This is a genomic window from Streptomyces sp. NPDC090108 (genome assembly GCF_044747185.1).
Classification (GTDB): domain Bacteria; phylum Actinomycetota; class Actinomycetes; order Streptomycetales; family Streptomycetaceae; genus Streptomyces.
Genome location: NZ_JBIVDQ010000008.1, coordinates 188,297 through 206,977, shown reverse-complemented (window position 1 = coordinate 206,977; position 18,681 = coordinate 188,297). Strand labels below are relative to the sequence as shown.

15 protein-coding genes are annotated in these 18,681 nt (G+C 71.3%); 5 read left to right on the top strand and 10 right to left on the bottom strand.

All coding sequences use genetic code 11. From position 1 onward, the window contains the following. Positions 1-128 precede the first annotated feature (128 nt). Entirely contained in the window at positions 129-1,724 is a 1,596-nt protein-coding gene (locus ACIPRD_RS27270; RefSeq protein WP_401566782.1) for a beta-N-acetylhexosaminidase, read from the top strand. A gap of 155 nt (positions 1,725-1,879) precedes the next feature. Here ACIPRD_RS27270 and ACIPRD_RS27265 read toward each other — a convergent pair whose 3' ends face one another. The 9 genes from ACIPRD_RS27265 to ACIPRD_RS27225 all read right to left on the bottom strand — a co-directional run bounded on the left by ACIPRD_RS27265 (position 1,880) and on the right by ACIPRD_RS27225 (position 14,086). Next, positions 1,880-3,649 carry an IucA/IucC family protein gene (locus ACIPRD_RS27265; RefSeq protein ID WP_401566780.1) on the bottom strand — a complete coding sequence of 590 codons (1,770 nt, stop codon included), beginning with the start codon at positions 3,647-3,649 and terminating at the stop codon, positions 1,880-1,882. Further along, on the bottom strand, positions 3,646-4,194 hold the full coding sequence (locus ACIPRD_RS27260; protein ID WP_401566777.1) for a GNAT family N-acetyltransferase: 549 nt from the start codon (positions 4,192-4,194) through the stop codon (positions 3,646-3,648). Before ACIPRD_RS27260 ends, ACIPRD_RS27265 begins: the two co-directional genes overlap by 4 nt. Next, positions 4,191-5,465 (bottom strand): lysine N(6)-hydroxylase/L-ornithine N(5)-oxygenase family protein, encoded by a 1,275-nt coding sequence (locus ACIPRD_RS27255; protein WP_401566775.1) that lies wholly within the window; start codon positions 5,463-5,465, stop codon positions 4,191-4,193. Before ACIPRD_RS27255 ends, ACIPRD_RS27260 begins: the two co-directional genes overlap by 4 nt. Beyond that, on the bottom strand, positions 5,449-6,891 hold the full coding sequence (gene desA / locus ACIPRD_RS27250) for a lysine decarboxylase DesA (protein WP_356396971.1): 1,443 nt from the start codon (positions 6,889-6,891) through the stop codon (positions 5,449-5,451). The genes ACIPRD_RS27255 and desA overlap by 17 nt, the downstream gene beginning before the upstream one ends. A gap of 310 nt (positions 6,892-7,201) precedes the next feature. Continuing rightward, on the bottom strand, positions 7,202-8,257 hold the full coding sequence (locus ACIPRD_RS27245; RefSeq protein ID WP_401566773.1) for an ABC transporter substrate-binding protein: 1,056 nt from the start codon (positions 8,255-8,257) through the stop codon (positions 7,202-7,204). Between the two features lie 144 nt (positions 8,258-8,401). After that, a complete protein-coding gene (locus ACIPRD_RS27240; RefSeq protein ID WP_356396977.1) occupies positions 8,402-9,562 on the bottom strand; it encodes an acyl-CoA dehydrogenase family protein in 1,161 nt (386 codons plus the stop codon). 5 nt (positions 9,563-9,567) lie between these two features. After that, a complete protein-coding gene (locus ACIPRD_RS27235) occupies positions 9,568-10,503 on the bottom strand; it encodes a hydroxymethylglutaryl-CoA lyase (protein WP_401567043.1) in 936 nt (311 codons plus the stop codon). 17 nt (positions 10,504-10,520) lie between these two features. Beyond that, a complete protein-coding gene (locus ACIPRD_RS27230; RefSeq protein WP_401566770.1) occupies positions 10,521-12,458 on the bottom strand; it encodes a biotin carboxylase N-terminal domain-containing protein in 1,938 nt (645 codons plus the stop codon). Positions 12,459-12,469: 11 nt separating this feature from the next. Then, complete coding sequence (locus ACIPRD_RS27225) at positions 12,470-14,086, bottom strand: carboxyl transferase domain-containing protein (RefSeq protein WP_356396986.1); 1,617 nt, start codon at positions 14,084-14,086, stop codon at positions 12,470-12,472. Positions 14,087-14,182: 96 nt separating this feature from the next. Here ACIPRD_RS27225 and ACIPRD_RS27220 point away from each other — a divergent pair, with 96 nt between their 5' ends. The 4 genes from ACIPRD_RS27220 (at position 14,183) to ACIPRD_RS27205 (ending at position 17,807) form a co-directional block, all read left to right on the top strand. Then, positions 14,183-14,806: a TetR/AcrR family transcriptional regulator gene (locus ACIPRD_RS27220; RefSeq protein WP_401566767.1), complete on the top strand. Its 624-nt coding sequence runs from the start codon at positions 14,183-14,185 to the stop codon at positions 14,804-14,806. Positions 14,807-14,987: 181 nt separating this feature from the next. After that, positions 14,988-16,145 (top strand): acyl-CoA dehydrogenase family protein, encoded by a 1,158-nt coding sequence (locus tag ACIPRD_RS27215; protein ID WP_356396992.1) that lies wholly within the window; start codon positions 14,988-14,990, stop codon positions 16,143-16,145. A 35-nt stretch (positions 16,146-16,180) separates the two neighbouring features. Continuing rightward, positions 16,181-17,050 carry an acyl-CoA thioesterase gene (locus ACIPRD_RS27210; RefSeq protein ID WP_401566762.1) on the top strand — a complete coding sequence of 290 codons (870 nt, stop codon included), beginning with the start codon at positions 16,181-16,183 and terminating at the stop codon, positions 17,048-17,050. Positions 17,051-17,426: 376 nt separating this feature from the next. Further along, positions 17,427-17,807 (top strand): hypothetical protein, encoded by a 381-nt coding sequence (locus ACIPRD_RS27205; protein ID WP_356396998.1) that lies wholly within the window; start codon positions 17,427-17,429, stop codon positions 17,805-17,807. Between the two features lie 76 nt (positions 17,808-17,883). Here ACIPRD_RS27205 and ACIPRD_RS27200 read toward each other — a convergent pair whose 3' ends face one another. After that, the gene (locus ACIPRD_RS27200) at positions 17,884-18,672 is read right to left on the bottom strand and encodes a phosphatase (RefSeq protein ID WP_401566760.1); all 789 of its coding nucleotides are present in this window, start codon (positions 18,670-18,672) and stop codon (positions 17,884-17,886) included. Between the last annotated feature and the right edge of the window lie 9 nt (positions 18,673-18,681).

Below are 18,681 nucleotides of genomic sequence, written 5' to 3'. Positions count from 1 at the left end.
CGCCGGCGCGGCGGGGCACACCGCCGTCCGGCCGCCCTTCCGGATGGATTCCGGCCGCACGGGGACTGTTCCGCCGGAACTGAGGGAGAGTGGTCTCGACCAATCCTGAAGTCCCGAAGGGAGCGCATGTGAGACGGCACCACAGCACGACTCCCCGGCTGACCCGCATTCTCGGATCCCTCCTTCTCGCCGTGGCGGCGGGCGCGTTCACCGTCGGCGCCGGCCCCGCACCCGGGGCCGCCGCGGCGACGCCCCTGGACCGCGTGGTCCCCGCACCCGCCTCGGTGGAGCCGGGCGGCGCCCCGTACCGCATCACCGCGGCGACCCGGGTCCGCGCGGACGGCGCCGCGCGCCGGGCCGGTGCCTATCTGGCCGGTCTCCTGCGGCCGTCGACCGGCCACCGGCTGCCGCTGACCACGCACGGCTCCGGCGGCATCCGGCTGCGCGTGGCCAAGGGCCCGTTCGGCGCCGAGGGTTACCGGCTGCACAGTTCGCCCGACGGGGTCACCCTCACCGCGGGCACCCCCGCAGGCCTCTTCCACGGTGTGCAGACGCTGCGTCAGCTGCTGCCCCCGGCCGTCGAGCGGCGGACCGTCCAGCCCGGGCCCTGGACGATCGCCGGCGGCACCGTCGAGGACCGGCCCCGCTACGCCTACCGCGGCGCCATGCTCGACGTCTCCCGGCACTTCTTCACCGTCGCCCAGGTGAAGCGCTACATCGACCAGCTGGCCCTGTACAAGATCAACGAGCTGCATCTGCACCTCAGCGACGACCAGGGCTGGCGCATCGCCGTCGACTCCTGGCCCCGGCTCGCCTCCTACGGCGGCTCCACCGAGGTCGGCGGCGGCGCGGGCGGCCACTACTCCAAGGCCGACTACCGCGAGATCGTCCGCTACGCGGCCTCCCGCTACATCGAGCTCGTCCCCGAGATCGACATGCCGGGCCACACCAACGCCGCCCTCGCCTCCTACGCCCGGCTCAACTGCGACGGCACCGCGCCCCCGCTGTACACCGGCACGAACGTCGGCTTCAGCTCCCTGTGCGTCGGCAAGCCGGTGACGTACGACTTCGTGGACGACGTGATCCGCGAGCTGGCCGCGCTCACCCCCGGCCGCTATCTGCACATCGGCGGCGACGAGGCGCACTCCACCAGCCACGCCGACTACGTCACCTTCATGAACCGGGTCCAGCCGCTCGTCGCGAAGTACGGCAAGACGGTCATCGGCTGGCACCAGCTGACCGGCGCGACCCCGGCGAAGGGCGCCCTCGCCCAGTACTGGGGCCTGGACGGCACCGGCGCCGCCGAGAAGGAACAGGTGGCCGCGGCGGCCCGGGGCGGCACCGGGCTGGTCCTGTCCCCGGCGGACCGGACCTACCTCGACATGAAGTACACCGCGGACACGCCCCTCGGCCAGTCCTGGGCCGGGCTGGTGGAGGTGAAACGGTCCTACGACTGGGACCCGGGCACCTATCTCGCCGGGGCGCCCGCCTCGGCGGTCCGGGGTGTCGAGGCGCCCCTGTGGTCGGAGACCCTGCGCACGTCCGCGGACATCGAGTACATGGCGTTCCCCCGGCTGCCCGGGGTGGCCGAGCTCGGCTGGTCCCCGGCGGCCACGCACGACTGGGACGGCTACAAGGTGCGCCTCGCGGCGCAGGGGCCGCGCTGGGACGCCCTCGGGATGTCCTGGTACCGCTCGCCCCAGGTGCCCTGGCCGGCGCGCTGAGCGCGGGCCGGGGACCGGCGGTGCCCCGCCGCCCCGGCCGGTGAGCGGCCGGTGAACGGCCGGCGGGCACCCCGGAGGACCGTACTCCGGGGTGCCCGCCCGCCTCGTGGGCCCGTGCGGGCCTGTCAGGGCCCCTCAGGGCCTCTCACGGGCCGTCAGAAGGCGGCCAGGGGGTTCTTCAGGGTTCCCACCAGCTGGAGCGCGCCGGAGGGGTCGGAGAGGTCCACCATCTGCCGGTTGTTGCGCAGCTGGAGCCGGTTGAGGCAGGACAGCGCGAACTCCGGGGCGAACAGGTCGTACTGCCGGAACCTGTCCGCCAGCTCGGGGTTCTCCTCCTGGTAGGCGCGGGTGACCTCCGCGACCGTGCCCCAGAAGCCGTCCTCGGTGAGGACGCCCTCGGCGGCGAGGTTCGCGGCGAGGAAGCGGAAGAAGCAGTCGAAGACATCGGTGAAGACGGACAGCAGCTTCTGGTCCTCAGGCACGTCGACCCGGATCCGCCGCACCTCCGGCGGCAGCACCGCGTCCGGGTCCATGACGGCGATCTCCTCGGCGATGTCCTTGTACACCGCCCGCCGCACGGCCCCGTCCGCGAGGACGAGGATCACGTTCTCGCCGTGCGGCATGTACACCAGATCGTAGGCGTAGAAGCTGTGCAGCAGCGGCACGTAGTACGCCCGCAGGTAGCGGCGCAGCCACTCGGTGGGGGTGAGCCCGGAGCGCTCGATCAGGGCGCCCGCGACGGACGCGCCCTCGTGGTCCACATGGAGCAGGGACGCCATGGTCGCCGGCGACTCGCCCTCGCCGAGCGAGGGCACCGGGCTCTCCCGCCACAGCGCGGCCAGCATCTTGCGGTACGGCGAGTAGCGGTCGGTGGCCCGCTCGTACTCCAGGTGCCGGTAGCCGACGGCCGCCCGCTCGCGGATGACCGACAGTCCGGTGGCCTTCAGCACGTCGTCGTTCTCGATGAGCTGGACCAGCCAGTCGTTGATGGCGGGCGTGGCCTCCATGTAGGCGGCCGAGAGCCCGCGCATGAAGCCCATGTTGAGGACGGACAGGGCCGTCTTGACGTAGTGCTTGTGCGGGGCGGAGGTGTTGAAGAAGGTCCGTATGGACTGCTGGGCCAGGTACTCGTCGTCGCCCTCGCCGAGGCAGACGAGGTGCCGGCGGGCCACCTCGGCGGCGAAGGTGACGCTGAGCTTGTTCCACCACTGCCAGGGGTGGACCGGGATCAGCACGTAGTCGTCCCAGTCGAGGCCCTGCCCGGCGAGGACGGCGCGGAACCGCTCCAGCGTCTCCTCGCCCAGTTCCTCCCGCAGGAAGGACTCGTACGCGATCCCGGTGCCCGCGGTGAACGCGGCCCGTGAGCGGTGCGCGGCCAGCCACACCAGCCGGACCGGGCTGGCGGCCTCCGGGGCGTACGACAGGTACTCGTGGACGCCGAAGCCGAGCCGGCCGTTGTTCGCCACGAAGCAGGGGTGGCCCTCGGTCATCCCGGTCTCGATGGCCTGGAAGTCCGAGCGCGCCAGCTCGGCGGCCGGGATCTGCGGCTTGGTGAGCTTGTAGCAGGTGCCGGACAGGGTGGAGGAGATCTCCTCCAGGTACACCGGCAGGATCTCGTCGCTCAGGCCGAGGGCCCCGCGCAGCTCGATGAAGAAGTCGAGCGCGGCGAGCGGGAGTTCGGATCCGTCGCGGTGCCGGGTGATCGAGTCCGCGTCGATCTCCCAGTGGTCGAGGCCGCGCCGGACGGCCGAGAAGCGGTAGGCGGTCAGCTTGTCGTCGCTGTGTACGACATAGCCGTCCCCGTCCTCCTCGGGGGTGATCAGCCGCTCGTGCGCGAACTCGGCGAGGGCCTTGCGCAGCAGCAGGCGGCCCGCGGTGTCCCAGCGTTCGGGGGAGAGGTGGGCGACGGCGTCGGCGAGGCTCATGCGCGCACCCCCGTGGCGTCGGTGAACCGATCGCGCGTGCAGAAACTCAGCAACGCCTTCTTCTCCGGCTTCTGGATCTCCCGTTCGGGCACGAACCCGACGGCCTCGTTCAGGGCGTGCACGGCCTTGTTGGCCACATCGGGCTCCACGACCACCCGCAGGGTCCGCGGGTCCTCGAAGAGGTGGGCCATGACGGCGGTGATGACGGCCCGCGTGAACCCGTGCACCGGGGTGTCGGCGGGGGCCACCAGGAAGTGCATGCCGACGTCGCCCGGCAGCGGTTCGTACAGCCCGGTCAGTTCGCGGTGGGCCGGGTCGTACCTCTCCATCAGGAAGACGGGCGTGCCGGCCTCGTCCAGCCCGAGGAAGGCGTGGTGGTGCTCGTCGGCCGCGATCTCCATGTAGGCGCGCTCGACGTCCTCCAGCCGCGCGTCCTGCATCATCCAGAACGCCGCCTTGGAATGCGTCACCCAGCCGTGCAGCAGCCCGGCGTCCTTCAGGGGGTCGAGCGGGCGGATCGTGAAGGTCAGGTCCCTGCTGGTCATACCGCGAACTCCTGGAAGGCGATGGTCTTCTCGACGGGGTAGTACTCCCGGCCGAGCAGCTCCCGGATGATGTACGCGTTCCGGTACGCGCCCATGCCCAGGTCGGGGCTGGTGATGCTGTGGGTGTGCACGCCGGCGTTCTGGAGGAAGACCTCGCGGCCGGTGACGTCGATGGCGTAGTTGCGGGCCAGGTCGAAGTTGCCCTGGGAGTCGCGGCGCAGCCGGTCGCGGACCGGCGCGAGGAACTCCGGTTCCTGGTACCGGTAGCCGGTGGCCAGGATCAGGCCCTCGCTGTCCAGCTCGAAGTCCTTGCCCTGCTCCTCCTGGCGGAAGGACAGGGTGTACGTGCCCCTCTCGTGCCGGGCGCCGGTCAGGGCCGCGTTGGTGAGCAGGCGGGTGGGGACCGGGCCGCCGAGGTTCTTCTGGTAGAGCAGGTCGAAGATCTCGTCGATCAGATCGCCGTCGATGCCCTTGAACAGGCCCTTCTGCTGCGAGGTGAGCCGGTAGCGGGTGGCCTCGGGCAGCGCGTGGAAGTAGTCGATGTACTCCGGGGAGGTCATCTCCAGCGTGAGCTTGGTGTACTCCAGCGGGAAGAACCGCGGGGAGCGGGTGACCCAGTTCAGCCGGTAGCCGTGGACGTCGATCTCGCTGAGCAGGTCGAGGTAGATCTCGGCCGCGGACTGGCCGCTGCCGACCAGGGTGATCGACTTCTTGCGCTGGAGCTCCGCCTTGCCGTCCAGATAGCGGGAGTTGTGCAGGAAGTCGCCGCCGAGGTCCTGGCAGGCGTCCGGGATGTGCGGCGGGGTGCCGGTGCCGAGGACGAGCCGGCGGCCGCGGTAGGTCTCACCGCCCCGCGTGTGCACGGCGTACACGCCGTCCTCGTACGTCACCTCGGTGACCGTGGTGCCGAAGCGGACGCAGCCGAGCTTGTTCGCGGCCCAGCGGCAGTAGTCGTCGTACTCGACGCGCAGCGGATAGAAGTTCTCGCGGATGTAGAACGAGTACAGCCGCCCCTTCTCCTTCAGGTAGTTGAGGAAGGAGTACGGCGAGGTCGGGTCCGCGAGGGTGACGAGGTCCGACATGAACGGCGTCTGGAGGTGGGCGCCCTCCAGGAACATCCCGGCGTGCCACTCGAAGTCGGGCTTGGAGTCGAGGAAGACGCCGTCGAGTTCTTCGATGGGCTCGGTGAGGCAGGCCAGGCCGAGGTTGAAGGGGCCGAGCCCGATCCCCACGAAGTCATGAATGCGGCTGGCTTCAGGAAGCGCGGTCAAGGGAGTCTCCCAGGTACTGCTCGGCGTGGCCGGCGATCAGGTCGAGGACGGCGGCGATGTCGGCCGGTGTCGTCTCGGGGTTGAGCAGGGTGAACTTCAGGTAGTGGCGGGCGCCGACCTTGGTGCCCGCGACCACGGCGTCGCCGGAGGCGAACAGGGCCTTGCGGGCGTACAGGTTGGCGCGGTCGATCTCGGCCGGGTCGGTGACGGCGGCCGGGATCCAGCGGAACACCAGGGTGGACAGCGAGGGTTCGACGACCACGTCGTAGCGCGGGTCGGCGGCCAGCAGCCGCCAGCCCTCCTGGGCCAGTTCGCAGACCTCGTCGAAGAGTCCGCCGATGCCGTCGGCGCCCATGACGCGCAGCGTCAGCCACAGTTTGAGGGCGTCGAAGCGGCGGGTGGTCTGCAGGGACTTGTCGACCTGGTTGGGGATGCGCTCCTGCACCATGCGGCGCGGGTTGAGGTAGTCGGCGTGGTAGGTCGCGTGCCGCAGGGTCGCCGTGTCCCGGACCAGCAGGGCGGACGAACTCACCGGCTGGAAGAAGGACTTGTGGTAGTCGACGGTGACCGAGTCGGCGTGCTCGATGCCGTCGATGCGGTCGCGGTGCTTCAGGGAGGTGAGCAGCCCGCAGCCGTAGGCCGCGTCGACGTGCATCCACACGCCGTACCGCGCGCACAGCCGGGCGATCTCCGGGAGCGGGTCGATGGAGCCGAAGTCGGTGGTGCCGGCGGTGGCGACGACGGCCATGGGGATCAGGCCGTCCTCGGCGCAGCGCTCCAGCTCGCGGGCGAGCGCGAGGGTCTGCATGCGCTTGTCGTGGTCGACGGGGATGCTCACCACGGCGTCGGGGCCGAGGCCCAGCAGTTTCGCCGACTTCTTCACGCTGAAGTGGCTGACCTCGGAGGCGAAGACGCGCAGTCGGGTGAGGTCCTCCCCCTTCGCCTCCTCCCGGGCCAGCAGCAGGGCCTGGAGGTTGGACTGGCTGCCGCCGGAGGTGAACACGCCGTCGGCGGCCGGGCCGAGGCCGATGCGCTCGGTCGTCCAGTCGACGAGGCGGCGTTCGATGAGCGTGCCGCCGGCCGACTGGTCCCAGGTGTCGAGGGAGGAGTTGACCGCCGAGAGCACGGCCTCGCCGAGCACCGCCGGGATGACGACAGGGCAGTTGAGGTGCGCGAGGTAGCGGGGGTGGTGGAAGTAGACCGCGTCCCGGAGGTAGACGTCCTCCAGCTCGTCCAGCACCGCGGCGGTGTCGCCCAGCGGCCGGTCGAGGTCGATCGCGTCGATGCGGGGAGCGAGGTCGTCGGCGGTGATTCCGGTGAACGGACGTTCGGTGGTGGCGAGTTTGGCCGCCACCCGCTCTACTCCTTCGGTCACGGAGCGGCGGTAGTGCTCCGCCGTGAGTCCATTGAGCAGGTGCGAGCGCATGTGGGGGTCCTCCGAGGGGACTGTCCGTGCGGGAACTCTGAGCAGGGAAAAACGCAGAGAGGGGTGAAGTTCCGCGGCTTCAACTTAGGTTAGCCTAACCTAAGTCACCCGCGAAACCACACCCCTCCCGACGGGCTTCACCCGCAGGCCGGCCGGTCCTCCCGCTCTCCTACTCCCTTGTCCTCCACGGGACTTCCTGTGCGGGGCGGACGGAAGACGGCCCCCGCCGCCCGGTCCGTGCGGTCCCCGGGACGGGGCGGCGGAACGGGGCGGCGGGGGCCGTCTTCGTCATCGGAGGCTCCTGGCGGTGTCAGGCGACCTTCTTCGCGCTCTCGATGGCCTTCGCGAGGTTCTCAACCATGGCGACGCACTTGTCGTAGGACAGGATCGGCTCGGGGGAGCGCGAGATGACCTGGCCGGCCTTGACGGCGGGCAGCTTCTTCCAGGTGGCCTTGGTGATGTCGGCCGGCTGGATGGTCGCGGTGCGGTCGTCCATGATGATGACGTCGGCCTTGTACTTGTCGACGTTCTCCCAGCTGAGCGACTCGAACCAGCCGCCGGTCGCCTTCTTGGCGGACTCCGGGGGCTCGACGAAGTTCACGCCGAGGGCCTTGAAGTACTCCAGGTCGATGGAGAGGTTGGTGCCGGAGACGTAGAAGAGCGCGTCGCTGGCGGAGCCGGCCATGACCCTGATGCCGGGGTTGGCCTTGGCGGCGGCGCGCAGCCGGGCGGACGCGTCCTCGAACCGCTTCTTGGCGGCCGTCACCTTGGCGGCCTTCATGTCGCCGCCGAGCGACTCGGCGAGGGCCCACATGCGCTGCAGGGACTGCGGGAGCTGGCGGTCGTAGGCGGAGACGGCGACGCTCGGGGCCAGCTTGGTGATCTGGTCCTTGGACTCCTCCGGGACGTACCAGAGGGTGCCGGTGCTGTCGTACGTCGTGGAGATGAGCACCTGCGGCTGGAAGGCCGCGTACTTCTCGACGTTGAACTGGCCCCACTTGTTACCGAAGACCGTGAGCTTGCTGACGTCCATGTCGCCGGCCTGGACGTCGGCCTTGCCGTCCTTGGCCGTCGTCGGGCCGAAGACACCGTCGACCTTGATGCCGTAGTCGTACAGCGCGGCGGCGACGCCGGTGAAGGCGGCGATCCTGGTGGGGAGCGCGTCCAGCTTCACGGTCGTGCCGCGGTCGTCCTTGAAGGACCAGGGGCCGGACTTGCCGGACGCACCCGTCGTGCCCTGCGGGGCGGAGCCGGTGCTTTTGCCCTTGTCGTCCCCGCACGCGGTGAGCGCGACACCGAGTCCGATGGCGCCGCCGACGGCGAGCAGGCCGCGGCGAGTGAAGGAGGTGGAACGGACGTCGGGCATGGCTGTGACTGCTTTCGACCGGGGCGGATCGCCCACTGGACAAGGTCGAAGATAGGTTAGCCTAACCTCAGGAGATGTCCAGGGGTGGGGCCGCGGAGGCGGGGCGCCGCACGGCACCCCGCCCTCCCGGTGGCCGGCGCCGGATCAGCCCGCCAGGCCCAACTCCCGTGCGATCAGCATCCGCTGGACCTCGCTGGTGCCCTCGCCGATCTCCAGGATCTTGGAGTCGCGCCACATGCGGGCCACCGGATACTCGTTCATGAAGCCGTAGCCGCCGTGGATCTGCGTGGCGTCGCGGGCGTTGTCCACGGCGATCGTGGACGAGTAGAGCTTGGCGATCGCCGCCTCCTTCTTGAAGGGCTCGCCCGCGACCAGCCGGGCGGCCGCGTCACGCCAGGCGAGGCGGGAGGTGTGGGCCTTCATCTCCATGTCCGCGAGCTTGAACTGGATGGCCTGGTTGGCGCCGATCGGGCGGCCGAAGGCGCGGCGCTCCCCGGCGTACTTCACCGACTCGTCCACACAGCCCTGCGCCAGACCCGTGGCGAGCGCCGCGATCGCGACGCGGCCCTCGTCGAGGATGCGCAGGAACTGGGCGTACCCGCGGCCCTCCTCGCCCAGCAGGTTGGCGGCCGGCACACGCACGTCCTGGAAGGACAGCTCACGGGTGTCGGAGGCGTTCCAGCCGACCTTGGAGTAGGGCGCGGCGACCGTGAAGCCGGGGGTGCCGGAGGGCACGATGATCGAGGAGATCAGCGGCTTGCCGTCGGGCTTGCGGCCGGTGACCGCGGTGACCGTCACCAGACCCGTGATGTCCGTGCCGGAGTTGGTGATGAAGCACTTGCTGCCGTTGATGACCCACTCGTCCGTGTCCGGGTCCAGACGGGCCGTCGTGCGGGTCGCGCCCGCGTCCGAGCCGCCGTCCGGCTCGGTGAGGCCGAACGCGCCCAGCATCTCGCCCGCGCACAGCCGGGGCAGCCACTCGCGCTTCTGCTCCTCGGTGCCGAACAGATGGATCGGCATGGCGCCCAGGGAGACACCCGCCTCCAGGGTGATGGCCACGGACGAGTCGACCCGGGCCAGCTCCTCCAGGACGAGGCCGAGGGCGAGGTAGTCGCCGCCCATGCCGCCGTACTCCTCCGGGAACGGCAGCCCGAACAGGCCCATGCGGCCCATCTCGGCGACGATCTCGTACGGGAACTCGTGCCGCTCGTAGAAGTCACCGATCTTCGGGGCGACGACGTCGTGCGCGAACTCCTCCACCGTGCGGCGGAGTTCCTCCAGCTCGGGGCTGAGGCGGTGGTCCATGCTGATCACTGGTCCTTGTCGGTCTGTGTCGTCGTGCCGAGCGCGCGGACGGTACGGGAGGGACTGGGGCGCCCCAGCTGTTCGGCCATCCACACGCTGGTGGCGGTCAGGAGGCCGAGGTCGACCCCGGTCTCGATGCCGAGGCCGTGCAGCATCCATACGAGGTCTTCGGTGGCGAGGTTGCCGGTGGCGGACTTCGCGTACGGGCAGCCGCCGAGGCCGCCGGCGGACGCGTCGACCGTGGTCACCCCGTGCTCCAGGGCCGCGTAGGTGTTCGCGAGCGCCTGGCCGTAGGTGTCGTGGAAGTGCACGCCGATCTCGTTCGTCGGCACGCCCTCCTCGTTCAGCAGGGCGAGCAGTTCCAGGACATGGCCCGGGGTCGCCACCCCGATGGTGTCGCCGAGGCTCAGCTCGTCGCAGCCCATGTCGCGCAGCGCCCGGCAGACGCGGACCACCTGGTGCAGGGGGACCGCCCCCTCCCAGGGGTCGCCGAAGCACATGGAGACGTAACCGCGCACATGCGCGCCCGCGTCCTTCGCCTGCCGCACCACCGGCTCGAACACGGCCAGCGACTCGTCCACCGTGCGGTTGAGGTTGGCCTTGGCGAAGGACTCGGTGGCGCTGGCGAACACCGCGATCCGGCGCGCGCCGAGCGCCAGCGCCCGGTCCAGGCCCCGCTGGTTGGGCACCAGCACCGGCAGTTCGGCGTCCAGCCCGGAGACGAGCGGGAACAGCTCCTCGGCGTCGGCCAGCTGGGGCACCCACTTGGGGTGCACGAAGCTGGTCGCCTCGATCGTGGTCAGGCCCGCGCCGGCCAGGCGGCGGACGAACTCCGCCTTCACGGAGGTCGGCACCGAGGTCTTCTCGTTCTGCAGGCCGTCGCGTGCGCCGACCTCGTGGATCCGCACCCGCGCGGGCAGGTCCTGGGCCGGTACGACCATGGGCAGCGGTCCGGCGCTCACTCTGCCACCCCCTCGTGCGGGGCGATCACGGCCAGCACCTGGTCCATGGCGACCGTCGCGCCCGGGGCGACGTCCAGTTCGGCGACCGTGCCCGCGTGCGGGGCGGAGATGACGTGCTCCATCTTCATCGCCTCGACCACCAGCAGGCTCTGTCCGGCGACCACGTCGTCGCCGACGGCCACCTTCACCACCGTCACCGTGCCCGGCATCGGCGCGGTGAGCGAGTCGGCGCCCGCGTGCCGCGCGCCGGTCAGGGAGGCGGCCACCGGGTCGTGGTCGCGCACCTGCCAGGCGTCGCCGTCCCGGCCGATCCAGTCACCGGCCCGGTGGAAGGTGTGCCGGACACCGTCCAGGGTGACGGTCACCCGGTCGCCGGTGACGGTGCTGTCGCCACGGGCCGCCCGGGCGACGGCTTCGAGGCCCGGCACCCGCAGCGGGAAGGCCACCGGCTTCGGCGTACCGCCGAGACGCCAGCCGCTCGGCACCGAGAACGGGTCGGTCCAGCCCCCGGAGCGAGGCCGCAGCTCCTCCAGCCGTACGGCCGCGGCCGCCTCGTACACCTCCTCGGGCACGTCCGTGGTGACCAGCTCGTCCACCACCCGCTCCACCAGACCGGTGTCCAGCTCGCCGGAGACCACCGCGGGATGCGCCAGCAGCCGCCGCAGGAAGCCCGCGTTGGTCGGCACGCCCAGCGTGACCGTCTCCGCGAGGGCCGAGCGGAGCCTGCGCAGCGCGGTCTCCCGGTCGGGGCCGTAGGCGATCACCTTGGACAGCATCGGGTCGTAGAGGCTGCCGACCTCGGTGCCCTCGCTGAGCCCGGAGTCGGTGCGCACCCCGTCGCCCTGCGGTTCGTTCAGCAGCAGGACCGTGCCGCCCGACGGCAGGAACCCGCGCGCGGGGTCCTCCGCGCAGACACGGGCCTCCACCGCGTGGCCGGTGAGCGTGATGTCGTCCTGCGCGAACGGCAGCCGCTCGCCCGCCGCCACCCGCAGCTGCCACTCCACCAGGTCCAGGCCGGTGACGAGCTCGGTGACCGGGTGCTCCACCTGGAGACGGGTGTTCATCTCCATGAAGTAGTACGACGACGGGTCGCCGCCCGGCACGATGAACTCCACCGTGCCCGCGCCCCGGTAGCCGCAGCTGCGCGCCGCCTGTACGGCCGCCTCGCCCATCGCGGCCCGGGTCTCCTCGTCGAGGAGCACGCTCGGCGCCTCCTCGATGATCTTCTGGTGGCGCCGCTGCAGCGAGCACTCGCGCTCGCCGAGGTGGACGACGCCGCCCCGCCCGTCGGCGAGCACCTGGATCTCGATGTGCCGGGGCCGGTCGATCCACCGCTCCACCAGCAGCGTGTCGTCGCCGAAGGAGGCGCGGGCCTCGCGGCGGGCGGCCGCGATCTCCTCCTCCAGCACGCCCAGGTCGCGCACCAGCCGCATGCCCTTGCCGCCGCCGCCCGCGGAGGGCTTGAGCAGGACCGGCGCGCCGATCTCCCGCGCCGCCCCGGCGAGTTCGGCGTCGGTGAGCCCGCTGCCGCTCGACCCCGGCACCACCGGCACCCCGGCGGCCTGGACCGTCTCCTTGGCGCGGATCTTGTCGCCCATCAGGGCGATGGCGTCCGCCGGCGGGCCGATGAACACCAGCCCCGCCTCCTCGCACGCGCGCGCGAAGCCCGCGTTCTCGGCGAGGAAGCCGTAGCCGGGGTGGACGGCCTGGGCGCCGGAGCGCGCGGCCGCCTCCAGCAGCCGTTCCACCGACAGATAGCTCTCCGCGGCCGGCGCGGGGCCGATCCGTACCGCGGTGTCGGCCTCCCGGACGTGCCGCGCGTCGGCGTCGGCGTCGGAGAAGACCGCCACCGAGCGGACGCCCAGCGAGCGCAGCGTACGGATGACCCGTACGGCGATCTCGCCCCGGTTGGCCACCAGCACTGTGTCGAACACGGTTCCCGTCCTCACATCCGGAAGACGCCGAACTGGGGGTCTCCCAGAGGCGCGTTGCCGCAGGCCGTCAGCGCCAGGCCCAGCACCTGGCGGGTGTCCAGCGGGTCGATCACGCCGTCGTCCCACAGGCGGGCGGTGGCGTAGTAGGCGTTGCCCTGGCGCTCGTACTGCGCGCGGACGGGCGCCTTGAAGGCCTCCTCGTCGTCGAGGGGCCAGTCCTCGCCGCGCGCCTCCATCTGGTCCCGCTTGACGGTGGCGAGCACGGAGGCGGCCTGCTCGCCGCCCATGACGGAGATCTTGGCGTTGGGCCACATCCACAGGAAGCGGGGGGAGTAGGCCCGGCCGCACATCGAGTAGTTGCCTGCGCCGTACGAGCCGCCGACCACCACGGTCAGCTTGGGCACGCGGGCGCAGGCGACGGCGGTGACCATCTTGGCGCCGTGCTTGGCGATGCCGCCCGCCTCGTAGTCCTTGCCGACCATGAAGCCGGAGATGTTCTGCAGGAACACCAGCGGGATGCCGCGCTGGTCGCACAGCTCGATGAAGTGGGCGCCCTTCTGGGCGGACTCGCCGAACAGGATGCCGTTGTTGGCGACGATCCCGACCGGGTGGCCGTGGATCCGGGCGAAGCCGGTGATCAGGGTCTGCCCGTACTCGCTCTTGAACTCGGCGAACCGGGAGCCGTCGACCACGCGCGCGATGACCTCGCGGACGTCGTAGGGGGTGCGGGAGTCGACCGGGACGGCGCCGTAGAGCCCGTAGGGGTCCACCTTCGGCTCGGCCGGCGGCGTGACCTCCCAGGGCAGGGACCGCCGGGCCGGGAGCGTGGCGACGATGTTCCGCACGATCCTCAGGGCGTGCGCGTCGTCCTCGGCGAGGTGGTCGGTGACGCCGGAGACCCGGGAGTGCACCTCGCCGCCGCCCAGCTCCTCCGCCGTGACGACCTCGCCGGTGGCGGCCTTCACCAGCGGGGGACCGCCGAGGAAGATCGTGCCCTGGTTGCGGACGATGACGGCCTCGTCGCTCATGGCGGGCACGTACGCGCCGCCGGCCGTGCACGAGCCGAGGACGGCGGCGATCTGCGGGATCCCGGCGCCGGACATCCGCGCCTGGTTGTAGAAGATCCGGCCGAAGTGCTCGCGGTCGGGGAACACCTCGTCCTGCATCGGCAGGAAGGCGCCGCCGGAGTCCACGAGGTAGACGCAGGGCAGCCGGTTCTCCAGCGCCACCTCCTGCGCGCGCAGGTGCTTCTTCACCGTCATCGGGTAGTAGGTGCCGCCCTTGACGGTCGCGTCGTTGGCGACGATCACGCACTCGCGGCCGCTGACCCGCCCGATCCCGGCGATCACGCCGGCCGCCGGTGCCTGCCCGTCGTACATCCCGTCGGCCGCGAGCGGGGCCAGCTCCAGGAACGGCGAGCCCGGGTCGAGGAGGGTGTCCACCCGGTCCCGCGGCAGCAGCTTGCCGCGGCCGGTGTGCCGGGCGCGCGCCTTCTCGCCACCGCCGAGCGCGGCCGCGGCGAGCTTGCCGCGCAGCTCCTCGACGAGCGCGAGATGGGCCCGTTCATTGGCTCGCCAGGCCTCCGACGCGGGATCCGCCGCGCTGTGGAGCTCCGGTGCCTCGTGCATCCTGCGGTCCCCTCACCCAGTGGTCGTCCTGTTAATGAGCGTTAACCATCCCCTTCAGGTTAACGACCGCTAACCTCGCTGTCTAGAATCGAAGGCATGGTCACCAGAACCGATGCCTCCACCCGGCGCGAGCAGATCCTCAAGGAGGCCGCTCGCCTCTTCGCCGAGCGGGGCTTCCACGGGGTGGGGGTCGACGAGATAGGAGCCGCGGTCGGCATCAGCGGACCCGGGCTCTACCGGCACTTCCCGGGCAAGGACGCGATGCTCGCCGAGCTGCTGGTCGGCATCAGCGGGCAGCTCCTGACCGGCGCGAGGCGCCGTCTGGCCGAGGCCGGCGGCGACAGCGGCGCCCCGGCGGTCCTGGACTCCCTCATCGAGGGCCACATCGACTTCGCCCTCGACGACCGGCCGCTGATCACCCTCCACGACCGCGAGCTGGACCGGCTGCGCGACTCCGACCGCAAGCTGGTCCGCCAGCTCCAGCGCCAGTACGTCGAGCTGTGGGTGGAGGTGGTCCGCGAGGTCTATCCGGCCCTGACCGAGCCCGCGGCCCGCTCGGCCGTCCACTCGGTGTTCGGCCTGCTGAACTCCACCCCCCACCTGGGCCGGGCCGGCACCCTCCCGGGCCGCGGGACCACGGCGGCGCTGCTGCACCGGATGGCCCGCGGGGCCTTCGCGGCGGCGGGCGCGGACGGGGACGGGGAACGGCCCGCGGGCTGACCCCCGCCCGGCGTGACGAGCGTTACGGCCCGACTGCCTGGACGGCTTTCCCTACTCGCCGGTACGCTGCCTGAGCAAGCGCTTAGTCGTCGGACCGCGACCATCGGTCGAGGAACCCCGACGGCGAGCAGCCAGGTACGCGAGAGCGGCGCCGGTCCAGGCGCAAAGAAGGGTGGCGGCGGTGCGTCGTACGGTGTTCAACGAGGACCACGAGGCGTTCCGGGAGACCCTCCGGGCCTTCATCGAGGCCGAGGTCGTTCCCGTCTACGACGAGTGGTTCGCCGCGGGCCAGGCTCCGCGCGACTTCTACTACAAGCTCGCCGAGCTCGGCGTCTTCGGCATCCGCGTGGACGAGGAGTACGGCGGCGCCGGCATCGACTCGTACAAGTTCGAGGCCGTGATGTACGAGGAGACGGCCCGCGCGGGCGTCCAGTTCGGCGGCTCCGGCGTGCACGTGCTGCTCGGTCTGCCGTACATCAAGATGCTCGCCACCGACGAGCAGAAGAAGCGCTTCCTGCCCAAGTTCGTCTCCGGCGAGGAGATGTGGGCCCTCGCGATGACCGAGCCCGGCACCGGCTCCGACCTCGCGGGCATGAAGACCACCGCCAAGCTCTCCGAGGACGGCACGCACTACGTCCTCAACGGCGCCAAGACCTTCATCACCGGCGGCGTCCACGCCGACCGCGTCATCGTCTGCGCCCGCACCTCCGCGCCCACCGCCGAGGACCGCCGCTTCGGCATCTCGCTGTTCGCCGTGGACACCAAGTCCGAGGGCTACTCCGTCGGCCGCAAGCTCGACAAGCTCGGCCTGAAGACCTCTGACACCGCCGAGCTGGCCTTCGTCGACGTCAAGGTCCCGGTCGAGGACCTCCTCGGCGAGGAGAACAAGGGCTTCTACTACCTCGGCCACAACCTCGCCTCCGAGCGCTGGGGCATCGCCTTCGGCGCCTACGCGCAGGCCAAGGCGGCCGTCCGGTTCGCCAAGGAGTACGTCCAGGAGCGCACGGTCTTCGGCAAGACCGTCGCCTCCTTCCAGAACACCAAGTTCGAACTGGCCGCCTGCCAGGCCGAGGTGGACGCGGCCGAGGCCGTCGCCGACCGCGCCCTGGAGGCCCTGGACGCCGGCGAGCTGACCCCCGCCGAGGCCGCCAGCGCCAAGCTGTTCTGCACCGAGGTCGCCCACCGCGTCATCGACCGCTGCCTCCAGCTGCACGGCGGCTACGGGTTCATGAACGAGTACCCGATCGCCCGCCTGTACGCGGACAACCGCGTCAACCGCATCTACGGCGGCACCAGCGAGATCATGAAGTCGATCATCGCCAAGGACATGGGTCTGTAAGGTTCCGGCAATCGTTGGCCGGTACAACTGACGCCATGATCCCCGCACTTCAGGACCTCCTCGATCTGCTCGACCTCGAGCAGATCGAGGAGGACATCTTCCGCGGCCGGTCCCGCTCCGCCGTCGTCCCCCGGGTCTTCGGCGGGCAGGTCGCGGCGCAGGCGCTGGTCGCCGCCGGGCGCACGGTCCCCGCGGACCGCCCCGCCCACTCCCTGCACGCGTACTTCCTGCGCATCGGCGACCCCGGCGCGCCGATCGTCTACAACGTCGACCGCATCCGCGACGGACGCTCCTTCACCACCCGCCGCGTGGTCGCCGTCCAGCACGGCAAGCCGATCTTCCATCTCTCCGCGTCCTTCCAGACGTACGAGGACGGCCTCGACCACCAGGCGCCCATGCCGGCCTCGCCCGACCCGGCGTCCCTGCCCACCTCGCAGGACCGGCTGCGCGGCTACGGCCACCTCGACCCCGACGTGGTCGAGCGCTTCCTGGAGGCCCGCGAGGCGATCGACCTGCGGTACGTGGACGAGCCGCCGTACGGGAAGTTCGGCGAGCCCCGCGAGCCGCACTCGCAGGTGTGGTTCCGCACCAACGGCAAGCTCGCCGACGACCCCCTGCTGCACGTCGTCCTCGCCACCTACGTCTCCGACATGACCCTCCTCGACTCCGTGCTGCTCGCGCACGGCCGCGGGGGCTGGGCCGTGGGCGACGTGGTGGGTGCCTCGCTGGACCACGCGATGTGGTTCCACCGCCCCTTCCGCGCCGACGAATGGCTCCTGTACGACCAGGAGTCACCCTCCGCGTACGGCGGCCGCGGGCTCGGCCAGGCCCGCATCTACACCCAGGACGGGCGGCTCGCCATCTCGGTGATCCAGGAAGGCGTGGTCCGCGTCCCGCGCGGCTGACGCGGCCCGCCCCGGGCGCCCGTGCGGCGCCCGGGGCAGGCATGCCCCTGCTCGAAGTGCCGAGTGACGCATGGGGTACTAGGCTCTATGAGTGAAAGCCGCAACGCACGGTATGCAGGGCCGACGAGGCTCCGGACCCCTCGGACCTCAGCCGCAGCACCCGGTGGCGTAAGCGCGCCGGGTGACTAGCAGGCGTCGGTGGCATAGGGCGTGCCACTCGCAGACTGCGGTGAAACCTGAAGAGACCGCGCCGCACACTTCCTTCTTGATCGCGGCGACGGCCATCACCTCACGGACTCCCCACGGGAGCCGCGAGCGACGATGGAGATGGAAGGTATTTCCCATGCGATCACAGCGCACAAGGCGTCTTGTCGCGATGTCCGCTGCAGGATTCCTGCTGGCAGGAGGGGCTGCGCTCGGCGCGGCGGGTACCGCTTCGGCAAGCCCGTCCCACAACAGCTCCCACAGCTGGTCCAACAACTGGGACGGCGGCGGCAGGCACCACAACAACTGGTGGAACGACGACGACGACTATTACGGCTACGGCTACGGCCACGGCGGCGGTTATGGTCACGGCGGTCACGGCGGCTACGGCCACGGTGACGGTGGCTACGGCGGCCACGGCGGCGGCTACGGCGGCGGTCACGGTGGCGGCGGCCATGGCGGCGGCGGCCACGGCGGTGGCGGCGGTCACGGCGGCGGTGGCGGTCACGGCGGTGGCGGAGGCCACGGCGGTGGCGGTGGCGGCGGTCGCTGACCCTGCCACGGCAACAACCTGAACACGAGGGGCGGTCCCGCAGCCGGGGCCGCCCCCCGCGCGTCGTCTCAGGGCCTCACGCGAGGCCGGCCTCCGCCAGCAGATACGCCGTCATCGGGTCGTAGTGGCGGGGCGTGACCACGTGGTCGTCGAGCGGCACCGCCACCTGGAGGGTGCCCTCCGACTCGGCGAGGAACAGCGCCGGGTCGTTGCAGTCGGCGTAGCCGACCGAGTCGATCCCCGCCTGGGCGGCGTAGCCCGCCCAGCCGTGGTCGGCCACGACCAGGTCGGGCAGCGGACGGCCCTCATGGCCGAGCGCCGTCAGGATGGCGCGCATCGGCTCGCCCGAGTGCGTGTGCCACAGGGTCGCCCCGTGCTCCAGGACGGCCACGTCCGCGAACTGCATGACGTACCCCTCGTCGGTCTGCAGCCCGTCGGGAATGACGACGATCTCGCAGCCCGCGGCCCGCAGCGCGGCGGCCGTCGCGCGGTGCACGTCCAGCAGGCCGCCGGGATGACCGGTGGCGAACAGCACGCGCTGCCTGGCGTCGGCCGCCTTGCGCAGCCGCCGTGCCATCCGCTCCAGCGCGTCCACGGTCAGCTCGGGGTCGATGGTGTCCTGCCCGTACCGGTACTCCGGATCGTCGTTGACACCGACGCGCTCCGCCATCACCGCGAGCACGTCCTGCTCGTCCGTCCAGCGGTCGCCCAGGTCCAGTCCGAGCCAGAAGTTGCGGACACCGTTGGCGAGCTGACGGTAGTGGGAGAGGTTGTTCTCGCGGGGTGTGGCGACGTCGCCCGCGATACGGGTCCTCACCAGGTGGTCGACGAGCTGGGCGCGGCTGGGTGTCCCGGGTATCGGCATGCCCCCATT

Coding starts and splice junctions, on each gene's coding strand:
- ACIPRD_RS27265 (WP_401566780.1), bottom strand. CDS start 3,649: ATGAGCCTCGCCGACGCCGTCGCCCACCTCTCCCCCGAACGCTGGGAC.
- ACIPRD_RS27205 (WP_356396998.1), top strand. CDS start 17,427: ATGTCCGCTGCAGGATTCCTGCTGGCAGGAGGGGCTGCGCTCGGCGCG.
- ACIPRD_RS27235 (WP_401567043.1), bottom strand. CDS start 10,503: ATGGTCGTACCGGCCCAGGACCTGCCCGCGCGGGTGCGGATCCACGAG.
- ACIPRD_RS27220 (WP_401566767.1), top strand. CDS start 14,183: ATGGTCACCAGAACCGATGCCTCCACCCGGCGCGAGCAGATCCTCAAG.
- ACIPRD_RS27210 (WP_401566762.1), top strand. CDS start 16,181: ATGATCCCCGCACTTCAGGACCTCCTCGATCTGCTCGACCTCGAGCAG.
- ACIPRD_RS27245 (WP_401566773.1), bottom strand. CDS start 8,257: ATGCCCGACGTCCGTTCCACCTCCTTCACTCGCCGCGGCCTGCTCGCC.
- ACIPRD_RS27240 (WP_356396977.1), bottom strand. CDS start 9,562: ATGGACCACCGCCTCAGCCCCGAGCTGGAGGAACTCCGCCGCACGGTG.
- desA (WP_356396971.1), bottom strand. CDS start 6,891: ATGCGCTCGCACCTGCTCAATGGACTCACGGCGGAGCACTACCGCCGC.
- ACIPRD_RS27200 (WP_401566760.1), bottom strand. CDS start 18,672: ATGCCGATACCCGGGACACCCAGCCGCGCCCAGCTCGTCGACCACCTG.
- ACIPRD_RS27260 (WP_401566777.1), bottom strand. CDS start 4,194: ATGACCAGCAGGGACCTGACCTTCACGATCCGCCCGCTCGACCCCCTG.
- ACIPRD_RS27225 (WP_356396986.1), bottom strand. CDS start 14,086: ATGCACGAGGCACCGGAGCTCCACAGCGCGGCGGATCCCGCGTCGGAG.